Origin of the sequence: Streptomyces sp. CA-146814 (assembly GCF_050942385.1) — a bacterium.
Classification (GTDB): domain Bacteria; phylum Actinomycetota; class Actinomycetes; order Streptomycetales; family Streptomycetaceae; genus Streptomyces.
This window is the reverse complement of record NZ_CP192068.1, coordinates 3,995,100-4,013,320: the sequence shown is the minus strand read 5'-3', so window position 1 is coordinate 4,013,320 and position 18,221 is coordinate 3,995,100. Positions and strand designations below refer to the sequence as shown.

Here is an 18,221-nt window from a genome sequence, read left to right as displayed (position 1 = left end):
CCGCCAGGCGTCCGCGCACGTCACACGGTGCGCGGACGCTCACGTCACAGGCCACCGGCGTACACGCCGTGCACAGAACCTTGGTGAGAGCTCCCCCTCATCCGCCGCCCCCGGGCCCTCGCCTGGCCTTAGACTCCTCCAGTGACAGTCTGCGGCCCGAGGGGCAAGATGGGGCCCGCTGTCGGCAAGGTGCGGTAATCAGGGAGGAAGCGTCGTCGTGAGCAGCAGGCCATCCCGAGGCACTGCTCGCCTCGCAGCCATACTCGATGCCCTTCCGGACGGGCTCCTGCTCGTCAATTGCAACGGCACGGTCGTCAACGCCAACGCCATCGCCCTCGAAATGTTCGAGACCCCGGGCACCGCGCTCGTCGGTCGCGGACTGCTGGATCTGCTGCCGGAGTTCGACTCCACGCTGATCCCGGGATCGATGCGCCGACCCGAGGCTGCGGACGAGCAGGGCAGGACCAAGCCGACGCGCATGATCGCGCGCCGCACCGACCGGCACGAGTACCCGGTCGAGGTCACCAGCGCCAGCCTGGACAGCGGCCAGGCCGCGTACAACGACATCCACTCCAGCTACACCGGCGACGAGCTGCTCATGCTCGTCGTACGGGACCTCTCCGGCACGGTCGACACCGAGGCCGAGCTGGCCCGTTCGCAGCGCCAGACCGAGATGATCCTGCGCGCCGCCTCCGAGGGCGTCGTCGGCACGGATACGGACGGGCGCGTCGTCCTCGTCAACCCCGCCGCCGCCCAGATCCTCGGCTTCCGGGCCAGCGACCTCGGCGGCCAGGAGCTGCACCCGCTGATCCTGCACTCGCGGGCGGAGGGCGAGCCGTTCCCGTACGAGGAGTCGCCGCTCGCCGACACGCTCAAGTCCGGGCGCAAGCACCGCGTGCGCGGCCAGGTGCTCTGGTCCAAGAGCGGCGCCCAGGTGCCCGTGGACCTGACGACCGCGCCCGTACGGGACGGCGACCAGCTCGTCGGCGCGGTGATGACCTTCACCGATCGCAGGCCGTACGAGGAGCTCTCCGCCCAGCACAAGAACGTCGTCGCCGAGCTGACCACCAGCCACTCCGACGAGGTCACCGCGCTGAAGGAAGCGCACGCAGCCGAGCTGGAGGCGCTCAAGGAGGCGCACGCGGCCGAGCTGGCCGACCGGACCGAGCGGTACGCCGCCGAGATCGAGGGTCAGGCCGAGCTGCTCGCCTCCCTCGGCGCCCAGCACTCGCAGCTGACGGCCGTGCTCGGCGGTTCGCTGCGCGGGCCGCTGGAGGAGCTGCGCGGTGAGCTGTCCACGCTCGCCGCCGACCCGGCCGGGCAGCTGTGGCCCGAGGCCAACCAGATCCTGCACCACCTCGCCGCCGGGTACGCCCGGATGACCACGCTCGTCGACAACGTGCTCGGCTACCAGCGCCTCGACGCGGGCGTGGACGGGCTGCACAAGGGTCCCGCGATGGTCGACGGGATCGTGACGGGCGGGATCGACGGAGCGGTCGAGCTGATCGGCCCCGGGCGCGCGCAGTTCGCCGTGCACGCCCCGCCCATCGAGGCCGAGGTCGACGCCCGTCAGCTCGCGACCGCCCTCGCCCACCTCGTCGCGGACGTCTGCGGCGTCGACTCCACCGGCAAGGCCCGGGCCGTCCCCGGCGGCGGATACGTCGACTCGACCGTGGTCGTGGCCGCCGCCCAGCGCGGTGACGTCGTACGGATCGAGGTGCGCGGGCCGTTCGCCGGCGGCGACCCGGTGCACCAGCCGATCGTGCGCGGCATCGTCCAGGCGCACGGCGGTGTGCTCCAGACGCACGAGATGCCGGGCATGAGCGGCAGTGCGTACGTTCTCGACATCCCGATCGGCGCCGGCTCGGGCACCATCGTGCCGCCGGACGTGCCGGTGGAGCCCGCACTCGATCCCGCGCCCTCCCCGGCCGCGCCTGCCGAGGGTCTCGGGGCGCCGGGCGTCACCAGTGGCGGGCGCCGGCGCGCGCGCCGGTCGTCGACCGACGCGTTCCTGGACAGTCCCGGTGGCGCGCCCGAGGCCGAGGCCGCGGACGGCCCGGCGGACGGTCCTGTCGCCGAGCCGACCGGGCGGCGCCGGGCGCGCCGTGGGGCCGCGGCGGCCGAGGAGACGGCTCCCGAGCTGATCCCGGCCCAGCAGGGCGAGGGGTCGGGGCGCCGGCGCGGACGGCCCAGTCCGGCGGAGAGCGCGGCGGCGGCCGGAAACGGTACGGCGGAGAGCGGCCCGGCCCAGCTCGAACCGCCTCAGCAGCGTGATCAGCAGGCCCAGCCTCAGCAGCCCCAGCGGCATGCCCTCGCGCTGACGTCCGCCGCGTCCTCCGCGCCCTCCGAGGGGTCCGTCGTCACCGCGGCCGAAGGTGCGCAGGGCGCCGGACGGCCCCAGCGTGGCCAGACCGTGCCGCCGCAGGGCGTACCGGCCGACCCGCAGCAGCCGGTACCGCCCGCCGGCCGGCGGGCCCGGCGCGAGGGCGAACACCGCCCCGCGCTCCCCGCCCTCGCGGCAGGAAGCGGCGGTAGTGGCGGTAGTGGCGGAAGCGGCGGTACGGACCCGGAGCAGGCCCCGAGCGGCCAGAACGGGCGCCACCAGCCTCAGGAGGAGGCCCTCGCGCTCAGCCAGGCCCCGGCGCAGCAGCCCGGTGGGCGGCGGGCCCGCCGCGCGCTGGCCGCCGCCCAGGAGCGCACCGCCGCCGACGCCGGTCCGCGTACCGCCTTCGCCCTGCCGCCCGCCGACGCCGACCGGGCCCCGGCCGCGTCCGTGCAGGCGCCCGGCCCCGCTCCTGTACAGGCGCCCGGACCCGCCCCCGTACAGGCACCGGACGTGCCGGTCCCCGGCCCCACCCCCGCACCCCCTCCCGGCGACGAGAGCCACCACGGGCGCACCGCACCCGAGGCCGGTCACACGCCTCCGCAGGCCCACCCCGTGACGCCTCCCGCCGATCGGTCCGGCGCCTCGGACCAGGACACGCCGCTCCCCGCGCCCGACGAGCAGCCCTGGGCCGCCGCACCGCACGCCCCGAACGCTCCGAACGCCTCCTCCCGGCCCGCACCGGACGACCGGTCCTGGGGCGGCAACGGGCAGACCGCCCACGCCACCGGCACCGGGGCCGTTCCGGCGGCGCACCCGGCCGACTCCGGCGCGCCCCCCGCCACACCGGACGCGTGGCGGCAGCCGCTGCCGGCCGAGGAGCCGACGGCGGGCGTCAACCCGGACTCCACGCAGGGGCGGGCGTTCAGCGTGCGGACGCTGGGCCAGGGGGTGCCGTTCGCGCAGCACCTCACCCACCAGCAGAACCAGCCCGCCCAGCCCGGCCAGCCCGCCCAGCCCGGCCAGCCTGCCCAGCCCGCTCCGGCGAACCAGCAGCAGAGCCTCGGCGGTGCCGGCCGGCGGCGCAAGCTCGCCGCCCCGCCGGAGGGTGAGCGCCCGTCAGCCCAGCAGCCCGCCACCGGAACGGATCCCGCTACCGGAACGGGCCCCGCCGCCGGTCCGACCACTCCGACCGCTCCGGCGCAGCCCCAGGCACCTCAGGCACCTCAGGCACAGCCCCAGGAGGCTCAAGGGCCTTCCGCCCCCCACCCCGGCTCCGGTCAGCTGCTGGCGCCTCCGGTGGCCGAGGGGCGTGCGTACGCCATAGGGGCGCCTGACGAGGGTGCCGAGGGTCCGGAGCCGCTGGACGGGCCCGGCGGTGCCGTCGAGGTCGCCAACCGGCCGCAGCCCCGCCCGCTCGACGACGAGCTGCCGCCCGAACCGCTGGACAACCCGCGCCGGCTGCTCGTCTGGCCCGCTCCCGACGTACCGACCCAGCAGGCGCTCAGCGATCGCGGCTACCGTCCGGTGATCGTCAACTCCCGTGAGGAGGTCGACGCCCAGATCGCCGCGTTCCCCGCCGCGCTCTTCGTCGACCCGCTGACCGGGCCCATCACCCGTACGGCGTTGCAGTCGCTGCGCCAGGCCGCCGTCGCCGCCGAGGTTCCGGTGCTGGTCACGGCCGGTCTGGGGCAGGCGACCCGGGAGGCCGCGTACGGGGCCGACCCGGCCGTCCTCCTCAAGGCGCTGGCACCTCGCGACAGCGAGCAGCACCCGCCGCGCGTCCTCCTGATCGAGGAGCACGAGGAGATCGCGGCGGCGCTGGGGCAGACCCTGGAGCGGCGCGCGATGCAGGTCGCCCGCGCGGCGACCGACAGCGAGGCCGTCGATCTGGCGGGCCGGATGCGGCCGAACCTGGTGGTCATGGACCTCATGCAGGTACGCCGCCGCCGCGCCGGGATCATCGACTGGCTGCGCGCCAACGGCCAGCTCAACCGCACGCCGCTGGTCGTCTACACCTCGGCCGGAATGGACCCTTCGGAGCTGCCGCGGCTGGCTTCCGGGGAAACCGTTCTCTTCCTGGCGGAGCGGTCCACCAGCGACGAGGTGCAGTCCCGGATCGTCGACCTGCTGGCGAAGATAGGCACCAACTGACCACGCACAGAGGCGGGGGCGGTACGGGAACTCCCGTACCGCCCCCGCCCTGTTTCACGTGAAACCAAGGCCGGAACCGACGCCTCAGAGCTGGGTGACGTCCAGCTCCCCGGCCGCGTACTGCTTCCGGATCACCTTCTTGTCGAACTTGCCGACACTCGTCTTCGGTACGGCCGGGATCACCGACCACCGCTCCGGCAGCTGCCACCTGGCGATGCCCGACTCGGCGAGGAACGCCTTCAGCGCCTCGTAGTCGACATCGGCGGCACCTTCCTTGAGGACCACCGTCGCCAGCGGCCGCTCGCCCCACTTCTCGTCCGGTACGGCGACGACGGCCGCCTCCGCGACGTCCGGGTGGGCCATCAGCGCGTTCTCCAGCTCGACGCTGGAGATCCACTCGCCGCCCGACTTGATGACGTCCTTGGCCCGGTCGGTCAGGGTGAGGTAGCCGTCGGTGCTGATCACGCCGACGTCGCCGGTCTTCAGCCAGCCGTCCTCGCTGAACTTGTCCTCGGGCCGCAGGTGCTCGCCGTCGGCCCCGCCGTAGTACGCGGCCGCGATCCAGGGCCCCCGGACCTCCAGCTCACCGGCCGACTCGCCGTCCCACGGCAGGTGCTCGCCCGCCGGGCCGACCAGCCGCGCCTCCACACCGGCCGGGAAGCGGCCCTGGGTGATGCGGTACGGCCACTCCTCCTCGGCGGTCAGCCCGGCGGGCGGGTGGGCCATGGTGCCCAGCGGCGAGGTCTCCGTCATGCCCCAGGCGTGGCAGAGCCGGACGCCGAGCTTGTCGTACGCCTCCATCAGCGACGGCGGGCAGGCCGCGCCGCCGATGGTCACGTTGGCCATGGAGGAGAGGTCGCGCGGGTTGGCGGTGACCTCGGCGAGGAGGCCCTGCCAGATGGTGGGCACCGCGGCGGCGTGCGTCGGGCGCTCGCGCTCGATCATCTCGGCGAGCGGGCCCGGCTGGAGGAAGCGGTCCGGCATGAGCATGTTGACGCCGCTCATGAACGTGGCGTGCGGCAGGCCCCACGCGTTCACGTGGAACTGCGGGACCACGACGAGCGTGGTGTCCTTGTCGGTCAGCCCCATCGACTCCGACATGTTGACCTGCATGGAGTGCAGGTAGATGGAGCGGTGGGAGTAGACGACGCCCTTGGGGTCGCCGGTGGTGCCGGAGGTGTAACACATGGCGGCGGCCTGGCGTTCGTCCAGCTCCGGCCAGTCGTACGTGGTCGGGCGGCCCGCGATCAGCTCCTCGTACTCGTGCACGCGCGGCGCCACCCCGGCCAGCGCCGAGCGGTCGCCGGGTCCGGAGACCACCACGTGCTCGATGCTCGGCAGGTGGGGCAGGAGCGGTACGAGGAGCGGCAGCAGCGTGCCGTCCGCGATGACGACCTTGTCGTCCGCGTGGTTGACGATCCACGCGAGCTGCTCCGGCGGCAGCCGGAGGTTGAGGGTGTGGAGTACGGCTCCCATGGAAGGAATCGCGAGGTATGCCTCGATATGCGCCGAGTTGTTCCACATGAGGGTCGCCACCCTCTGGTCGCCGTCGACGCCCAGCTCGTCGCGGAGCGCGTTGGCCAGCTGGGTCGCGCGGGTGCCGATCTCGGCGAAGGTGCGTCGGTGCGGCTCGGGTTCGCCGGTCCAGGTCGTGACCTGCGACTTCCCGTGAATCGTCATCCCGTGGTGCAGGATGCGGGTGACAGTCAGCGGTACGTCCTGCATGGTGCTCAGCACGGCGTCCTCCCGGTGGGCGCTACGCGGCAGTAGGGTTGCGCTGATTCTGCGCACATACCACGCGGTATGTCACTACTCGCGGGAGAAAATTCCTGTCCGGGGCACGTGGGCGGGCCTGTCCGGGGCACGTGGGCGGGGGGGTGCGGGGGCTGTGTGGTCCTCAGCGCACCGGCGTCAGCTCCGGGTCCTCGCGGAGCTTGCCGAGGGCGCGGGAGACGGCGCTCTTCACCGTACCGACCGACACCCCGAGCACCTCGGCCGTCTGCGCCTCGCTGAGGTCCTCGTAGTACCTCAGGACGACCATCGCGCGCTGGCGGTCCGGGAGCTTGAGCACCGCGCGCCACATCGCGTCGTGCAGCGACTGCTGCTCGGCCGGATCCGGCGCCGGGATGCCTCCCTGCTCGGGCAGCTCCTCGCAGGCGAACTCGTCGACCTTGCGCTTGCGCCACTGCGAGGTCCGGGTGTTCAGCAGCGCCCGGCGGACGTAGCCGTCGAGCGCCCGGTGGTCCTCGATCCGCTCCCACGCCACGTACGTCTTGGCCAGCGCGGTCTGCAGCAGGTCCTCCGCGTCGCACGGGTTCGCGGTGAGCGAGCGCGCGGTGCGCAGCAGGACCGGGCCACGGGCCCGGACGTACGAGGAGAACGACGCGTACGGCGTGTGCGCGTGGTGGCCGGCGGCGGTGGCGGAGGCCGCTCTGGAGGCGCCCGTGCAGACTGGCGTGGTCATGTACTCAACCTAGGAGCGGGGCCCGCCGAGGGGATCGGCCCCAGGTCCCGAAGGCCCGTCCGCCTCAGGTTGTAGGGGCGGCTCACCCTCCACCTCCTGAAGGTGGACGGGCCCTCGTCCGGCCTTAGGGGTCCCACCACCCCGCCGTAAGGGTCCGCCCCCGGGACCGTCCGGGGTCGTTCAGCCGTCCACGCCGAGGATCAGCCCGGACGTCGGCACCCCCGTACCGGCCGTGACCAGCGATCTCGCCGCCCCCGCCACCTGGTTCACCGAGGTGGAGCGCAGCTGCCGGACGGCCTCCGCGATGCCGTTCATCCCGTGGAGGTACGCCTCCCCCAGCTGACCCCCATGCGTGTTCAGGGGCAGCGCGTCCGCCGCGACGAACGCACCGCCCTCCCCGGGACCGCAGAAACCGAACTCCTCCAGCTGCATCAGGACGAACGGCGTGAAGTGGTCGTAGAGGATCGCCACGTCGATGTCGGCCGGACCCAGCCCCGAGCTGCGCCAGAGCTGCCGGGCCACGACGGCGGTCTCCGGCAGGCCGGTCAGCCCGTCCCGGTAGAAGCTCGTCATCTGCTCCTGCGACCGGCCCGCGCCCTGGGCCGCCGCGACGACGACGGCCGGCGGACGGGGCAGGTCGCGGGCGCGCTCGACGCTGGTCACGACGAGTGCCTGGCCGCCGTCGGTCTCCTGGCAGCAGTCGAGCAGCCGCAGCGGCTCCACGATCCAGCGGGAGGCGGCGTGGTCGGCGAGCGTGATCGGCTTCTCGAAGAAGTACGCCGCCGGGTTCCGGGCCGCATGCCTCCGGTCGGCCACCGCCACATGTCCGAAGACCTCGGGGTCCAGCCCGTACGCGTACAGGTAGCGCTGGGCCGCCATCGCCACCCAGGAGGCGGGCGTGAGCAGCCCGGACGGCAGGTTCCAGCCGAGCGCCGCGCCCTCGGCGGTGGGCTCGCGCCGCTGGACGCCGGAGCCGAAGCGGCGGCCGGAGCGCTCGTTGAACGCCCGGTAGCAGACGACGACGTCGGCCACCCCGCTCGCCACCGCGAGGGCGGCCTGCTGGACGGTGGCGCAGGCCGCGCCGCCGCCGTAGTGGACGCGGGAGAAGAACGACAGCTCCCCGATACCGGCCGCCTGGGCCACGGTGATCTCGGGGCTGGTGTCCATGGTGAAGGTGACGAGGCCGTCGACGTCGGCGGGGGTGAGGCCCGCGTCGTCGAGGGCGGCGGAGACGGCTTCGACGGCGAGCCTCAGTTCGCTGCGGCCGGAGTTCTTGGAGAACTCGGTGGCCCCGATGCCGACGATGGCCGCTTTTCCGCCGAGGGAGTCGGGCCTGCGGATGCTCATAGGGACCGCGCCTCCTGGGGCAGGGCGACGGTGACCTTTCCGGTGACGTGTCGCCCTCTACGGTTGTCGCCGGTCACCGCGATCTCTATAAGGGCGTCGTTCTCTATAAGGGCGTCGTTCTCGCCTTCCAGGGCCATGTTTTCCGAGGCGACGACGCGGCCGGACAACCGCAGGACATCCCCCGGGTAGGTGGGAGCCCCGAGGCGGATCGCGACCTTCCGGAGGACGGCCGTCGGTCCGAAGTGGTCGGTGATGTAGCGGCCGACGAGCCCGTTGGTGGTGAGGATGTTCATGAAGATGTCCGGTGAGCCCTTCTCCCGGGCCCGTTCGGCATCGTGGTGCACGTCCTGGTAGTCGCGGGACGCGATGGCGCCGGCGACGATCAGGGTGCGGGTGACGGGGATCTCCAGGGGCGGCAGTTCGGCGCCGACGCGGTACACGTCCTTCACGGCCTGCCTCCCGCTATCAGCAGGCCCAGTTCCTGCAGGATTTCGGCGCCGCAGCCGAGGTACGCGTCCAACTGGCGGCCCCAGAGGAAGTGCCGGTGGACCGGGTGGTCGAGGTCGGCCCCGGTGCCGCCGTGCAGGTGCTGTCCCGCGTGCACGACCCGCCGCCCCGCCTCGGATCCCCACCAGGCGGCGGTCAACGCCTGTGCCGCGTAATCCCTTTGCCGGTCATACCGCCAGGCCGCCTCGTACACCGTGACCCGGATGGCCTCGGTGTCCATATGGGCGTCGGCGGCGCGGAGCAGGACTCCTTGGTTGGTGGAGAGCGGGCGGCCGAACTGCTCGCGGGTGGTGGTGTGCTGGACGGCGCGCGCGAGTGAGCCCGCGCAGACGCCCGCCTGGAGCCCGGCGAAGGCGGTCCGGCCTGCGGCGAGGACCGATGCGTACGCCTCCGGGCCCGTACCGAGGGATTCTCCCCGTACGCCGTCAAGGCCGAGCCGCCCCGCCGACCAGGGTGCGGTCGTCTCCACCGGCACCACGCTCACGCCCGCCGCCCGCGCATCGACGATCCACAGCTCCCGCTCCGCGTCGGCGACCAGCACATGGGTGGCGTCGCGCAACCACGGCACCCAGGGCACCACCCCGGACAACGCCCCCTCCACCGACCTCACTTCACCGCGCACCGGCAAGGCTCCCGTCGCCACCGCCGTACCGTCACGCAGCGCGGGCAGCAGGCGCTCCCGCTCCTCGGCCGTACCGTGCCCGGCGACCGCGAGGAGCCCGTACACACAGGTCGCGGCCAGCGGGACCTGGGCGGTGGTCCGGCCCTGCTCCTCCAGGAGGAGTACGAGGCCGAGCAGCCCGATGTCCTCCACCGCACCCGGCAGCCCGGCCGCGCACAGCTCCTTCCACAGCTCGGCGTCCGTACCCGTCCCGGCCGCCGCCAGCCGCTCGTGCGTGGCCAGGTCGCCGAAGATCCGCGCGGCCAGCCCTTGTGCGGCTGACTGCTCCTCGTTCGGGGTGAAGTCCATCTCAACCGCCTTCGCTCGCCCGGAAGACCGGGAGTTCCAGCTCGGGGTCCGTACGCAGAAACTCCAGCCGTACGGGCAGGCCGACGCGGACCTTGTCGTACGGCACACCGACCACGTTTCCGACGATCCGTACGCCCTCGGAGAGCTCGATCAGCGCGACGGCGTACGGGCCGCCCTCGCCCGACGGGTCGAAGGCCGGGAAGGACGGGTGGTGCATCACGACATGGCTGAAGACCGTGCCCTCGCCGCTCGCCGCGACCGTGTCCCACTCCTGGCCGGCGCAGGCGTTGCAGCCGGGGAGCCAGGGGAAGCGGAGGGTGGCGCAGTCCACGCAGCGCTGGATGAGGAGGCGGTGCTCGGCGACCCCGGCCCAGAATCCGGCGTTGTCGCGGTTGATGACGGGGCGGGGGCGGAGGTCCTTCGCGCGGTGTGTCGGGCGGTACTTGAGGATGCGGAAGCGGTGCGTCCCGGCGAGTTCGCCGTCGGCGCGGACGTCCATCCGGGTGGTGACGAAGTAGCCGGTGCCGAGCTTGGTCGTCTTGCGCGGGGAGACGGACTCGATGACGGCGTCGAAGGTGATCAGGTCGCCGGGGCGGAGCGGCCGCAGGTACTCCTGCTCACAGTCGGTGGCGACGACGGAGGTGTAGCCGGCGCCGTCGAGGAGGCGGAGGAGTTCGTCGTACGCGGTCGAGCGGGCGTCGGTTGCGTCGCCGGACTCCGGTTCTCCGGTGAGCCCGCGCATCGTCCAGGCCTGGAGCATGGTGGGCGGGGCGACGGCGTCGGGGCCACGGTAGGCGGGCGAGGTGTCGCCCATGGCCTCGCACCAGTGGCGGATCATCGGCGCGTTGACGGGGTCCTTGCCAGTGGCGGCGGTGGCGGCGGGACGGCCGGCGTAGGCGGCGAGCTGCTCGTACAGGGGGTCGTCGGGCGTACCGGCCCGGGCCTGCACCGTCGGGGCGCCCGGGGCCTCCGGGGCGCCCGGGCCGCTCAGGCCACTCAGGCCACCCGGGCGACTCGGGCCGCTCAGATCTCTCCGGTCACCCGGGTTGCTCAGGCTACTCAGGCCACCCGGGTCTCTCGGGTCGCCCGGACCATCCGGGGCCCCCGGGTTCACCGCTTGCTCCGGGTCATCCCGAGCCGCATGGTCGCGACGATCTCGCGCTGCACTTCACTCACACCGCCGCCGAAGGTGTTGATCTGCGCGGCCCGGTTCATCCGCTCCAGCTCGCCGTCGGCACCGCTCCCGCCCAGGCAGCCGGCCGACCCGCCCCGCAGCAGCCCGACGTCCCCCACCACCTCCTGGCACATCCGATACACCTCCACGGCGCTCTCGGTCCCCGCGAACTTCACGCCGCTCGCCTCCCCGGGCGCCAGCGCGCCCGCCCCCACGGCACCGACGAGCCGCCAGTTCAGCAGCCGGGTCGCCGCGAGCCGGGCGTACGCCTCCGCGAGCCGGGCGCGCACCCACGGCTCGTCGATCCGGCGGCGCCCCGTGGCGGGGTCGGGGGTACGGGCGTGGGCGAGGGCCTCCTCGTAGAAGTCCTCGGCCTGCATGCCGATGGCGGCGAGGGCGACGCGTTCGTGGTTGAGCTGGTTGGTGATGAGCCCCCACCCGTCGTTCACCGCGCCTACGAGGTTCGATGCGGGGACGCGTACGCCGTCGTAGTAGGTGGCGGTGGTCGTCAGCCCGCCCACGGTCTCGATCGGCGTCCAGGAGAAACCGGGGTCGTCGGTCGGCACGAGGATGATCGAGATGCCACGGTGCTTGGGCGCGTCGGGGTCCGTGCGGCAGGCGAGCCAGACCCAGTCGGCCTGCTGGGCGTTGCTGGTGAAGATCTTCTGGCCGTGGACCACCCAGTCGTCGCCGTCGCGCACAGCGCGGGTCCGCAGCGCCGCCAGGTCCGTACCGGCTTCGGGTTCGCTGTAGCCGATGGCGAAGACGAGGTCGCCGCTGAGGATCCGGGGCAGGAAGTACGCCTTCTGCTCCTCGGTGCCGTACTTCATCAGGGTCGGGCCGACGGTGTTGAGGGTGACCATGGAGACGGGGGCGCCGGCCCGGTACGCCTCGTCGAAGAAGACGAACTGCTCGTCGGCGCCGCGCCCTTGACCGCCGTACGCGACGGGCCAGCCGAGGCCGAGCATGCCGTCGGCGCCGATCCTGCGCAGCAACCGCCGCTGCTCAGCAGGGTCGTCGCGCCAGCCTCCGCCCTCGGGCAGCACGGCCGCGAAGTACGTGCGCAGTTCGGTACGCAGCTGCTGCTGGCGCTCCGTCGGGGCGAGGTGCACGGCGGGACCTCCGGGGGACGCGGATCCTTTCGGAGTAACGGTTTCTGACTATCCGTCAGATCCGCTCATCGCGTCAAGGGAAACGGCAGCAGCCCGTACGCGGTACCGAAGTACCGCCGCACGGGCTGCTGTTCAGCCGTCCGGAACCCACCCCCCGGAAGGTCCCGGACGCCCGATCACCGAGAGGGCGTGACCGCCGGGCCCATCACCAGAAGAACGGGGTGAAGTTGACGGCGACGCTGTGGTCCGACTGGTCGATGGCGGTGAAGTCCGAGCCGCTGACCTGGGCCGAGGTGTTCTGGTTCGACGCCCCGGCACCGACGGCCTGCTGCTGCGTGGTGGACGAGTTGCCCGAGTTGCTGCCGCCGACGCCACTGCCGCCGACCGTCGCCACAGCCGCGTTCGATCCGTCGTTCGCGAAGGAGCCGTTGTCCGCCAGGGCCACACCGCCGCAGAGCGCGACGGTCAGGGGCAGCGCGGCGACTGCGGCGAGAGCACGAGCGGTGCGGATGCTTGCCATGTGAGTTCCTCCAGGAACCGGAAATCCGGCTTCAGTTGGTTCATGTGCGGCTGGTTCCGGGGAAGTCGGCCGACCACCCCGGTGCTGGTCACGACGTCGCGAAACCAGAGTTGCCCAGCACATCCCCGGCGAACCATGCTGTGCCGCCCCATTCCCTCGCAAGCATGAAGAAGAGGCGATAAACCCCTCCGGACCTCCGGACCTCCGGACCTCCGGAACAACGAAGGCGAGGCCTTTCCCCGGCACCTTCGAACAGAGGCCCGCTAGAAGGTGTACCGGGTGTGACTGAACACCTGGCCGTCGTGCCCGAAGCCGTACGCCGTGATGGGCGCCACCGCGAACAGCAGGTCCCGGCCCTCGCGGATGCTGTCGCCGAAGCCGAAGAAGGCGCCCTCCGGCGAGGTGATGTGGTCGCCGTACTGCGCCTCGAACGCGGCGATGGCCTCGTCCTGCCGCGCCGGATCCGCCACCTGCTCCGCCGTGCCCTCGACCACGATGTCGAGGCCTCCCGCGAGTGAGCCGTGCCCGGTGGTGAGTGCGCAGTGGGCGTTGCCGGCCAGGTTCCTCGCCTTCTGCCCGCCCGGGCCGGTGCTGAAGTACAGCGTCCCGTCGTGCCAGGCGGCCATCAGCGGTGTGACGTGCAACCGGCCGTCGGGCCGGACGGTGGTGATCCAGAAGACCTCGGCGTCACGCAGCCGCCTCTGCGCCTCGGCCCAGTCGGTGGCGGTGACGTCCTCCGCACCGGGCCGCGGGTTGAGCGCTGAGCTGTAGCGGGCGTCGAGCTCGGTCGTGGGCTGCTGGGGAGTCATGCGGAACTCCTTCCTTGCTCACTACGACCAAGGCTACGCAGCCCGTTCCGGCAACGCTCACCCCCACTTCCCTTATTCGAACTCTTGTACGAAACTAAAACCATGGCCACCATCGACCGGCAGACCGCCACCCTGGCCCTCGCCCACGCGCTCTCCGCCGCCGGGCGCGGGCTCCCTGTCTTCCCCCTGTCCGCCACCAAGCTCCCCGCGCTGCGCTCCCCGCACCACGGCGAGCGGCCGCCGGTCCACTGCCGGGGCGAGTGCGGGCTGCCCGGTCACGGGGTGCACGACGCGACGACGGACCCCGCGGCCGTCCGGGCCCTCTTCGCCGCCGCGCCCCGGGCCACCGGCTACGGCATCGCCTGCGGCCGCGCCCCGCACCGGCTCATCGGCGTCGACCTGGACATCGACACCGCACACGGCAACGACTCGGTGGGCGCCCTTCAGCAGCTGGCACTCCAGCACCTGTTCACCATCCCGCCGACGGTCACCGTGCTCACCCCGAGCGGCGGCCGCCACCTCTGGCTCACCGGCCCCGCCGACACCACGGTCCCCAACTCGGCCGGCCGCCTGGCCCCCGGCATCGACGTCCGCGGCAGCGGCGGCTACCTGGTCGGCCCCGGCTCGGTCACCACCCACGGCCGCTACCGCCTGGCCCCCGGCACCGCCCACCTCACCCCGGCCCCCTGCCCCCGCGCGCTCCTCCGCCTCCTCACCCCGCCACGCCGCGAACCCGGCCATCCCGGCCATCCCGGTAAGGAAACGCCCCCGGGTCGCCGGGGCGAGGGCCTGATCCAGTTCGTCCTGGCAGCCCACGAGGGCCAGCGCAACACCCGCCTGTTCTGGGCCGCCTGCCGCGCCTACGAACACGGCTTCGGCGACGCCCTGGCCGACGCCCTCACCGCCGCAGCGATCCGCACGGGCCTCACGGAACAGGAGGCGCGTGCGGCGATCGCCTCGGCGGAGCGGCTGACGTGGGGGCGCGGGCGCGACGACTGAGACGACGAACAGCGGACAACGAAAAGAGGCGCTCCGAAATCGAAGCGCCTCTTGTGACCGGCACAGACGCCGGCCCGCTGCGGTGGGTGTGGGATTTGAACCCACGGTGACATCGCTGCCACGACGGTTTTCAAGAGGGTGCTGCGGGAAGCCTGCCGTATGTGTCTGACCTGGTCGTTCCGTACGATCCGGGCCCCGCGCCGCCACCGGCGGTCCACACCTGGTCCACTGGGTCGGCTCAGCTCCCTGCTTGCCACTCGGGCCCGACAACTAACCTCTTGAACCGTAGGATAGGGCGGCCTGTTGGGCGGTGGCCTCGCCCTCTTCAACGGTGATCGCTGACGACCATGATCAACGGCTCTTGCGTGCCGTCGTTGCCGTCACTTGAACCGGTCTCCGTGAGCTCAGTTCCCTGGGGCAGTCGGAGAGTTGGCGATCGTCGGTGGGCGTAGTTCATTCTGCTGGCCTTGGCCGAACCAGTACCCGATGATGGCCCCGGCGATCCCTGTGACCGGAGTGACGTAGAGACTGAAATCCTTCGCTGCGATCCCAGCGATCATGGCGACCCACGGTGAGGCGATGATCGAAAAGACCACGGCAACAAGGGCCCAGCCGCGAACACCTTCCGCGCGCCGAACGAGCCCCGATTGCTGAAAGGCAAGATCAGCCCGGTGTTTGCGGTCCTCAAGTTCCACTGCCCATCGCCGCTCGGTCTCGCGAAGTCGAACTTCGGCGTCGATCTCCTCGGGCGTCTCTGGGCGCTTGCCGAGATGAAATGCGGGCTGCTCGCGTGCAGCCCTCAACTGCTGTGCCTCGTCCGTAAGGACAGATACCTGTTGCGTGAGGCTTTCCACCTCATCGCTCCGACGCCCGTACACATTCAGTAGGCCGTCTGCATGCTTGAGTAGGAGCCGATACTCAGTGACCCAGTCCTGGTCAGATGCAGGCATCCTCCCCATCTTCCAGTCATGGCGCCTCCCTTCGAGCATGAAACCCTCTGGACTCGCTACGGGCTCGGCCCCCTCCGGGCTCACTTCAGACATGCGCCTCCCCTTCCTCCCGCATGCACCGCCGGTACCGTACAAGCATGATGGGGCCTCCCCGTGAGCCGCCATCGAGCAAACTGTCTCAGCGGCGCGAAGAGTGCTGGACCTGAGGCCAATTGGACCCCAACCGTTTGGCAGGACACCCACATGGCGTTGCCGACCAGTAGCAGGATTTCGTCATACTGACACGAAAAGCTCTCGAATAGATCCCTCTCGCCGTACTGGTCTGAGGTCCTGGGAGGCTGGTCGAGAAGGGCCGCAAATAATCGGCCGCCCTCCGTGGCGGGCCGGTCAGCTCCTCGTCGCCGATCATGACCAGATGTACCGGGCCACCGTGTATGCGGTCGGCCGCGTAAGCGTGCCTCCGGAGCTGTCGGTCATGTCCAGGATCTCGAAGCCGACGCGTCCCGCGTACTGTTCGAGCTCGCGCGGGAAGAGCACCCGTCTGCGGATCTCGTCTTGGGCCTCGTCCCCGGAGGGGAGTACCCAATGCCGGTGCATGGTATTGATCTGGGTCCGCAAGTCCCACTCATGGCGGATCGTGACGGTCGCCGGGCCGCGCGGGGTGTCGACCGTGGCAGTCATCGAATCGGTCCCCGTGATGGGTGCGACGGGGGAGCACAGGATGAGCAGGCTGCCCCTGTGGGCGTGGGCCGCGAAGGTGGCGAAGACCTGGGTGATCTCGTTGTTGTCGTGGACGTAGGCGAGGCTGTTGCCCATGCAGGTCACCACGTCCATGCACCGCCGGAGTCGTGCGGTGCGCATGTCTCCGATCCGGATGTCCAGCTCCGGCCGGGCCTGGCGGGCGTAGTCGACCATGCCGGGCTGGAGGTCCAAGCCGATGCACTCGAAGCGCTCGGCCAGGATCTCCAGATCCCTTCCGGTGCCGCATCCGAAGTCGACCAGCGTCCGGGCGTCCGGCTGGTGCGTCTCGATCAGGGTCTGACACATCCCGGCACCGGTGCTGTCGGACTGGATCACGTCGTACAGGGCCGGGTCCCGGTAGAGGAGGTTCGTCGCTTCCACTGGTTCCGCTTCCGTGTGGTGGCTGGTCACATGAGGCTCCGCAGTCCGACCTCAAGGGCAAGGGCATCGCACAGCAAATCAGGGACGGTCGGGGCGGCTTCGGCGCCCTTGCGGGCCTGAGCGAGTGCCTGGCCGTCAACGTAGCCGAGATCGACCAGGACGGACTCCTTCAGCATGTCGTCCAGCACGGGCAAGCCGTACGAGCGCAGCCCCTTCTCCAGGACAGCCAGGAAGTTCTCCGGTTCGGCCGGCGACGCCACCGGCTCCGGCAGTCCCGCCCGCCTGATCCGCTCACGGAACAGCGTCTTGCCTCGCTTGTACTCGTGAGGCAGCTGCTCCATGAACCGGACGATCCGCGGGTGTACGAGCGGGCTCACCGGCCAGACTCCGGCCCGCAGAAAGCCGGGATTGTGCATCCCGAACGCCATCAGGGTCGGCACCGGCAGGACGGGGGTGGGCGCCAGGTGCTCGTTCACCTCGCCCAGGGCCCGAACCGCCTTCGGCCCGAGCCACGGAACGGCTTCCGGCGTCGGCAGTTCCGCATCCGTCCTGGAGTGGTGGGCGTTGACCTCGTCCCCTCCACTGCCGGTGAACATGACCTCGCACCGCTGGGCGGCTGCTGGGCACGTACGACGTCGAAGGCTTCCTGGTAGAACGCCCCGGCCGGATCATGCGGCCGGCGCAGAGCGCGCACGCCACCGGGGCAGAACGGCGGGTGCTGCATGGCGGGAATGGCCACGTCTCGGAAGCCGCAGTGATCCGCGTACGCCTGACGGCGCTCACTCTGCTGCCTGCCGGTGCTTCCCCCGACCAGTAAGCCGAAGCTGTGTACCTGCGGAAAGCGCGCCGCTTTGACGGCCAGGGCGACGTTCCCGGAGTCTGCGCCGCCAGACAGTTCGACGCCCACGCACCCCGTAGCGCTCGGCGCTTCGCTGATCACGTCGGTCAGCAACTCGTCGAGCATGGCGAGTGGATCGACACCGGGCCGCAGCGTGCGCGGCTCCAGGACGTGTTCGGCGGGCTCCGGGTAGTGGATGCCGAGTCCGGCAGCGGTGAACGTGGCCGACGCCCGTTCAGTGAGGCGGTAGACACCCTTGAACAACGTCTCGGACGTGTAGCGATGCTGCCTGGTCAGCGTCCGCGCCACGACACGCGGCACCAGGCGGTCAGTCGACAGATGCGGCGCCAGTGCTGCCACGTCCCATGACGCGTGCAGCTCGCCGGCCTTCTCCAGCAGGTACAGCGGGGCCGTGCCGAAGACACCCGCCGTGAGACGGGCTTCCCCGGCCGTCATGACGACCTCGACGAAGTCGGCGTCGCCCCGCTTGCACTCCTTCACCCTCATCCGCACACATGGCGCCTGGTCGTCGCGGACCTCCATGACCAGCGTGGACACGTTCGCAGGCTCGATCCAGCTTTCGCCGTTGACCCAGCGACCTCCTTCCGGCCTCCATCGGGGCTCCTGGAGATCGGCCAGGCGCAGACGCATCGACAGCATGTCGTCCCTTTCCGAAGTCATGCGGCGGGGCGGGGCCGCGAACGACCCCGCCCCGCCTGGCGTCAGCCCTGGATCACTTGGAGCAGTGGTCGCCGTTGTTGTCGCCACCGCCGGGCATCTTGTCGAGCAGCGTGGCCTCGACAGCCGGGACGCCGGTGATCAGGTCGCCGGTGAACAGCTCGTCCACGTTCATCGCGTTCTCCTCTTACGGTTGAAACGGACCCCGCAGCTGATGCTGCGGAGTTGATCCCGTCCGGCTGCCGGCCCTTACG

At 71.6% G+C, this 18,221-nt stretch carries 15 protein-coding genes; 2 read left to right on the top strand and 13 right to left on the bottom strand.

The annotated features are described in order from the left end of the window. The first annotated feature begins 217 nt into the window (after window positions 1-217). Entirely contained in the window at window positions 218-4,477 is a 4,260-nt protein-coding gene (locus ACQP09_RS17720) for a PAS domain-containing protein (protein WP_433400707.1), read from the top strand. A gap of 84 nt (window positions 4,478-4,561) precedes the next feature. On the opposite strand, the gene ACQP09_RS17715 is transcribed toward ACQP09_RS17720, so the two are convergent. The 9 genes from ACQP09_RS17715 to ACQP09_RS17675 all read right to left on the bottom strand — a co-directional run bounded on the left by ACQP09_RS17715 (window position 4,562) and on the right by ACQP09_RS17675 (window position 13,380). Continuing rightward, complete coding sequence (locus tag ACQP09_RS17715) at window positions 4,562-6,214, bottom strand: long-chain fatty acid--CoA ligase (protein ID WP_433400704.1); 1,653 nt, start codon at window positions 6,212-6,214, stop codon at window positions 4,562-4,564. A gap of 160 nt (window positions 6,215-6,374) precedes the next feature. Then, window positions 6,375-6,941 carry a SigE family RNA polymerase sigma factor gene (locus tag ACQP09_RS17710; RefSeq protein WP_392071693.1) on the bottom strand — a complete coding sequence of 189 codons (567 nt, stop codon included), beginning with the start codon at window positions 6,939-6,941 and terminating at the stop codon, window positions 6,375-6,377. Window positions 6,942-7,121: 180 nt separating this feature from the next. Continuing rightward, a complete protein-coding gene (locus ACQP09_RS17705) occupies window positions 7,122-8,288 on the bottom strand; it encodes a lipid-transfer protein (protein ID WP_433400701.1) in 1,167 nt (388 codons plus the stop codon). Then, on the bottom strand, window positions 8,285-8,737 hold the full coding sequence (locus ACQP09_RS17700) for a MaoC family dehydratase (protein WP_433400698.1): 453 nt from the start codon (window positions 8,735-8,737) through the stop codon (window positions 8,285-8,287). Before ACQP09_RS17700 ends, ACQP09_RS17705 begins: the two co-directional genes overlap by 4 nt. Further along, window positions 8,734-9,765 (bottom strand): acyl-CoA dehydrogenase family protein, encoded by a 1,032-nt coding sequence (locus ACQP09_RS17695; protein WP_433400695.1) that lies wholly within the window; start codon window positions 9,763-9,765, stop codon window positions 8,734-8,736. The genes ACQP09_RS17700 and ACQP09_RS17695 overlap by 4 nt, the downstream gene beginning before the upstream one ends. A 1-nt stretch (window position 9,766) precedes the next feature. Continuing rightward, on the bottom strand, window positions 9,767-10,714 hold the full coding sequence (locus ACQP09_RS17690; RefSeq protein WP_433400692.1) for a bifunctional MaoC family dehydratase N-terminal/OB-fold nucleic acid binding domain-containing protein: 948 nt from the start codon (window positions 10,712-10,714) through the stop codon (window positions 9,767-9,769). A gap of 161 nt (window positions 10,715-10,875) precedes the next feature. Beyond that, complete coding sequence (locus tag ACQP09_RS17685; protein ID WP_433400689.1) at window positions 10,876-12,051, bottom strand: acyl-CoA dehydrogenase family protein; 1,176 nt, start codon at window positions 12,049-12,051, stop codon at window positions 10,876-10,878. Between the two features lie 205 nt (window positions 12,052-12,256). After that, window positions 12,257-12,571 carry a hypothetical protein gene (locus tag ACQP09_RS17680; RefSeq protein ID WP_433400686.1) on the bottom strand — a complete coding sequence of 105 codons (315 nt, stop codon included), beginning with the start codon at window positions 12,569-12,571 and terminating at the stop codon, window positions 12,257-12,259. A gap of 263 nt (window positions 12,572-12,834) precedes the next feature. Further along, a complete protein-coding gene (locus tag ACQP09_RS17675; protein WP_433400683.1) occupies window positions 12,835-13,380 on the bottom strand; it encodes a pyridoxamine 5'-phosphate oxidase family protein in 546 nt (181 codons plus the stop codon). Between the two features lie 102 nt (window positions 13,381-13,482). Here ACQP09_RS17675 and ACQP09_RS17670 point away from each other — a divergent pair, with 102 nt between their 5' ends. After that, window positions 13,483-14,379 (top strand): bifunctional DNA primase/polymerase, encoded by an 897-nt coding sequence (locus ACQP09_RS17670; protein WP_433400680.1) that lies wholly within the window; start codon window positions 13,483-13,485, stop codon window positions 14,377-14,379. Window positions 14,380-14,783: 404 nt separating this feature from the next. Here the strand turns inward: ACQP09_RS17670 and ACQP09_RS17665 are convergent, their stop codons facing one another. The 4 genes from ACQP09_RS17665 to ACQP09_RS17650 form a co-directional block, all read right to left on the bottom strand. Further along, window positions 14,784-15,422, bottom strand: a complete 639-nt coding sequence (locus tag ACQP09_RS17665) for a hypothetical protein (protein WP_127468289.1) — start codon at window positions 15,420-15,422, stop codon at window positions 14,784-14,786. 312 nt (window positions 15,423-15,734) lie between these two features. Beyond that, window positions 15,735-16,451 (bottom strand): class I SAM-dependent methyltransferase, encoded by a 717-nt coding sequence (locus ACQP09_RS17660; protein WP_433400677.1) that lies wholly within the window; start codon window positions 16,449-16,451, stop codon window positions 15,735-15,737. A gap of 26 nt (window positions 16,452-16,477) precedes the next feature. Further along, window positions 16,478-16,927 carry a hypothetical protein gene (locus ACQP09_RS17655; protein WP_433400674.1) on the bottom strand — a complete coding sequence of 150 codons (450 nt, stop codon included), beginning with the start codon at window positions 16,925-16,927 and terminating at the stop codon, window positions 16,478-16,480. Continuing rightward, window positions 16,924-17,949 (bottom strand): hypothetical protein, encoded by a 1,026-nt coding sequence (locus ACQP09_RS17650; RefSeq protein ID WP_433400671.1) that lies wholly within the window; start codon window positions 17,947-17,949, stop codon window positions 16,924-16,926. The genes ACQP09_RS17655 and ACQP09_RS17650 overlap by 4 nt, the downstream gene beginning before the upstream one ends. Window positions 17,950-18,221: the final 272 nt, after the last annotated feature.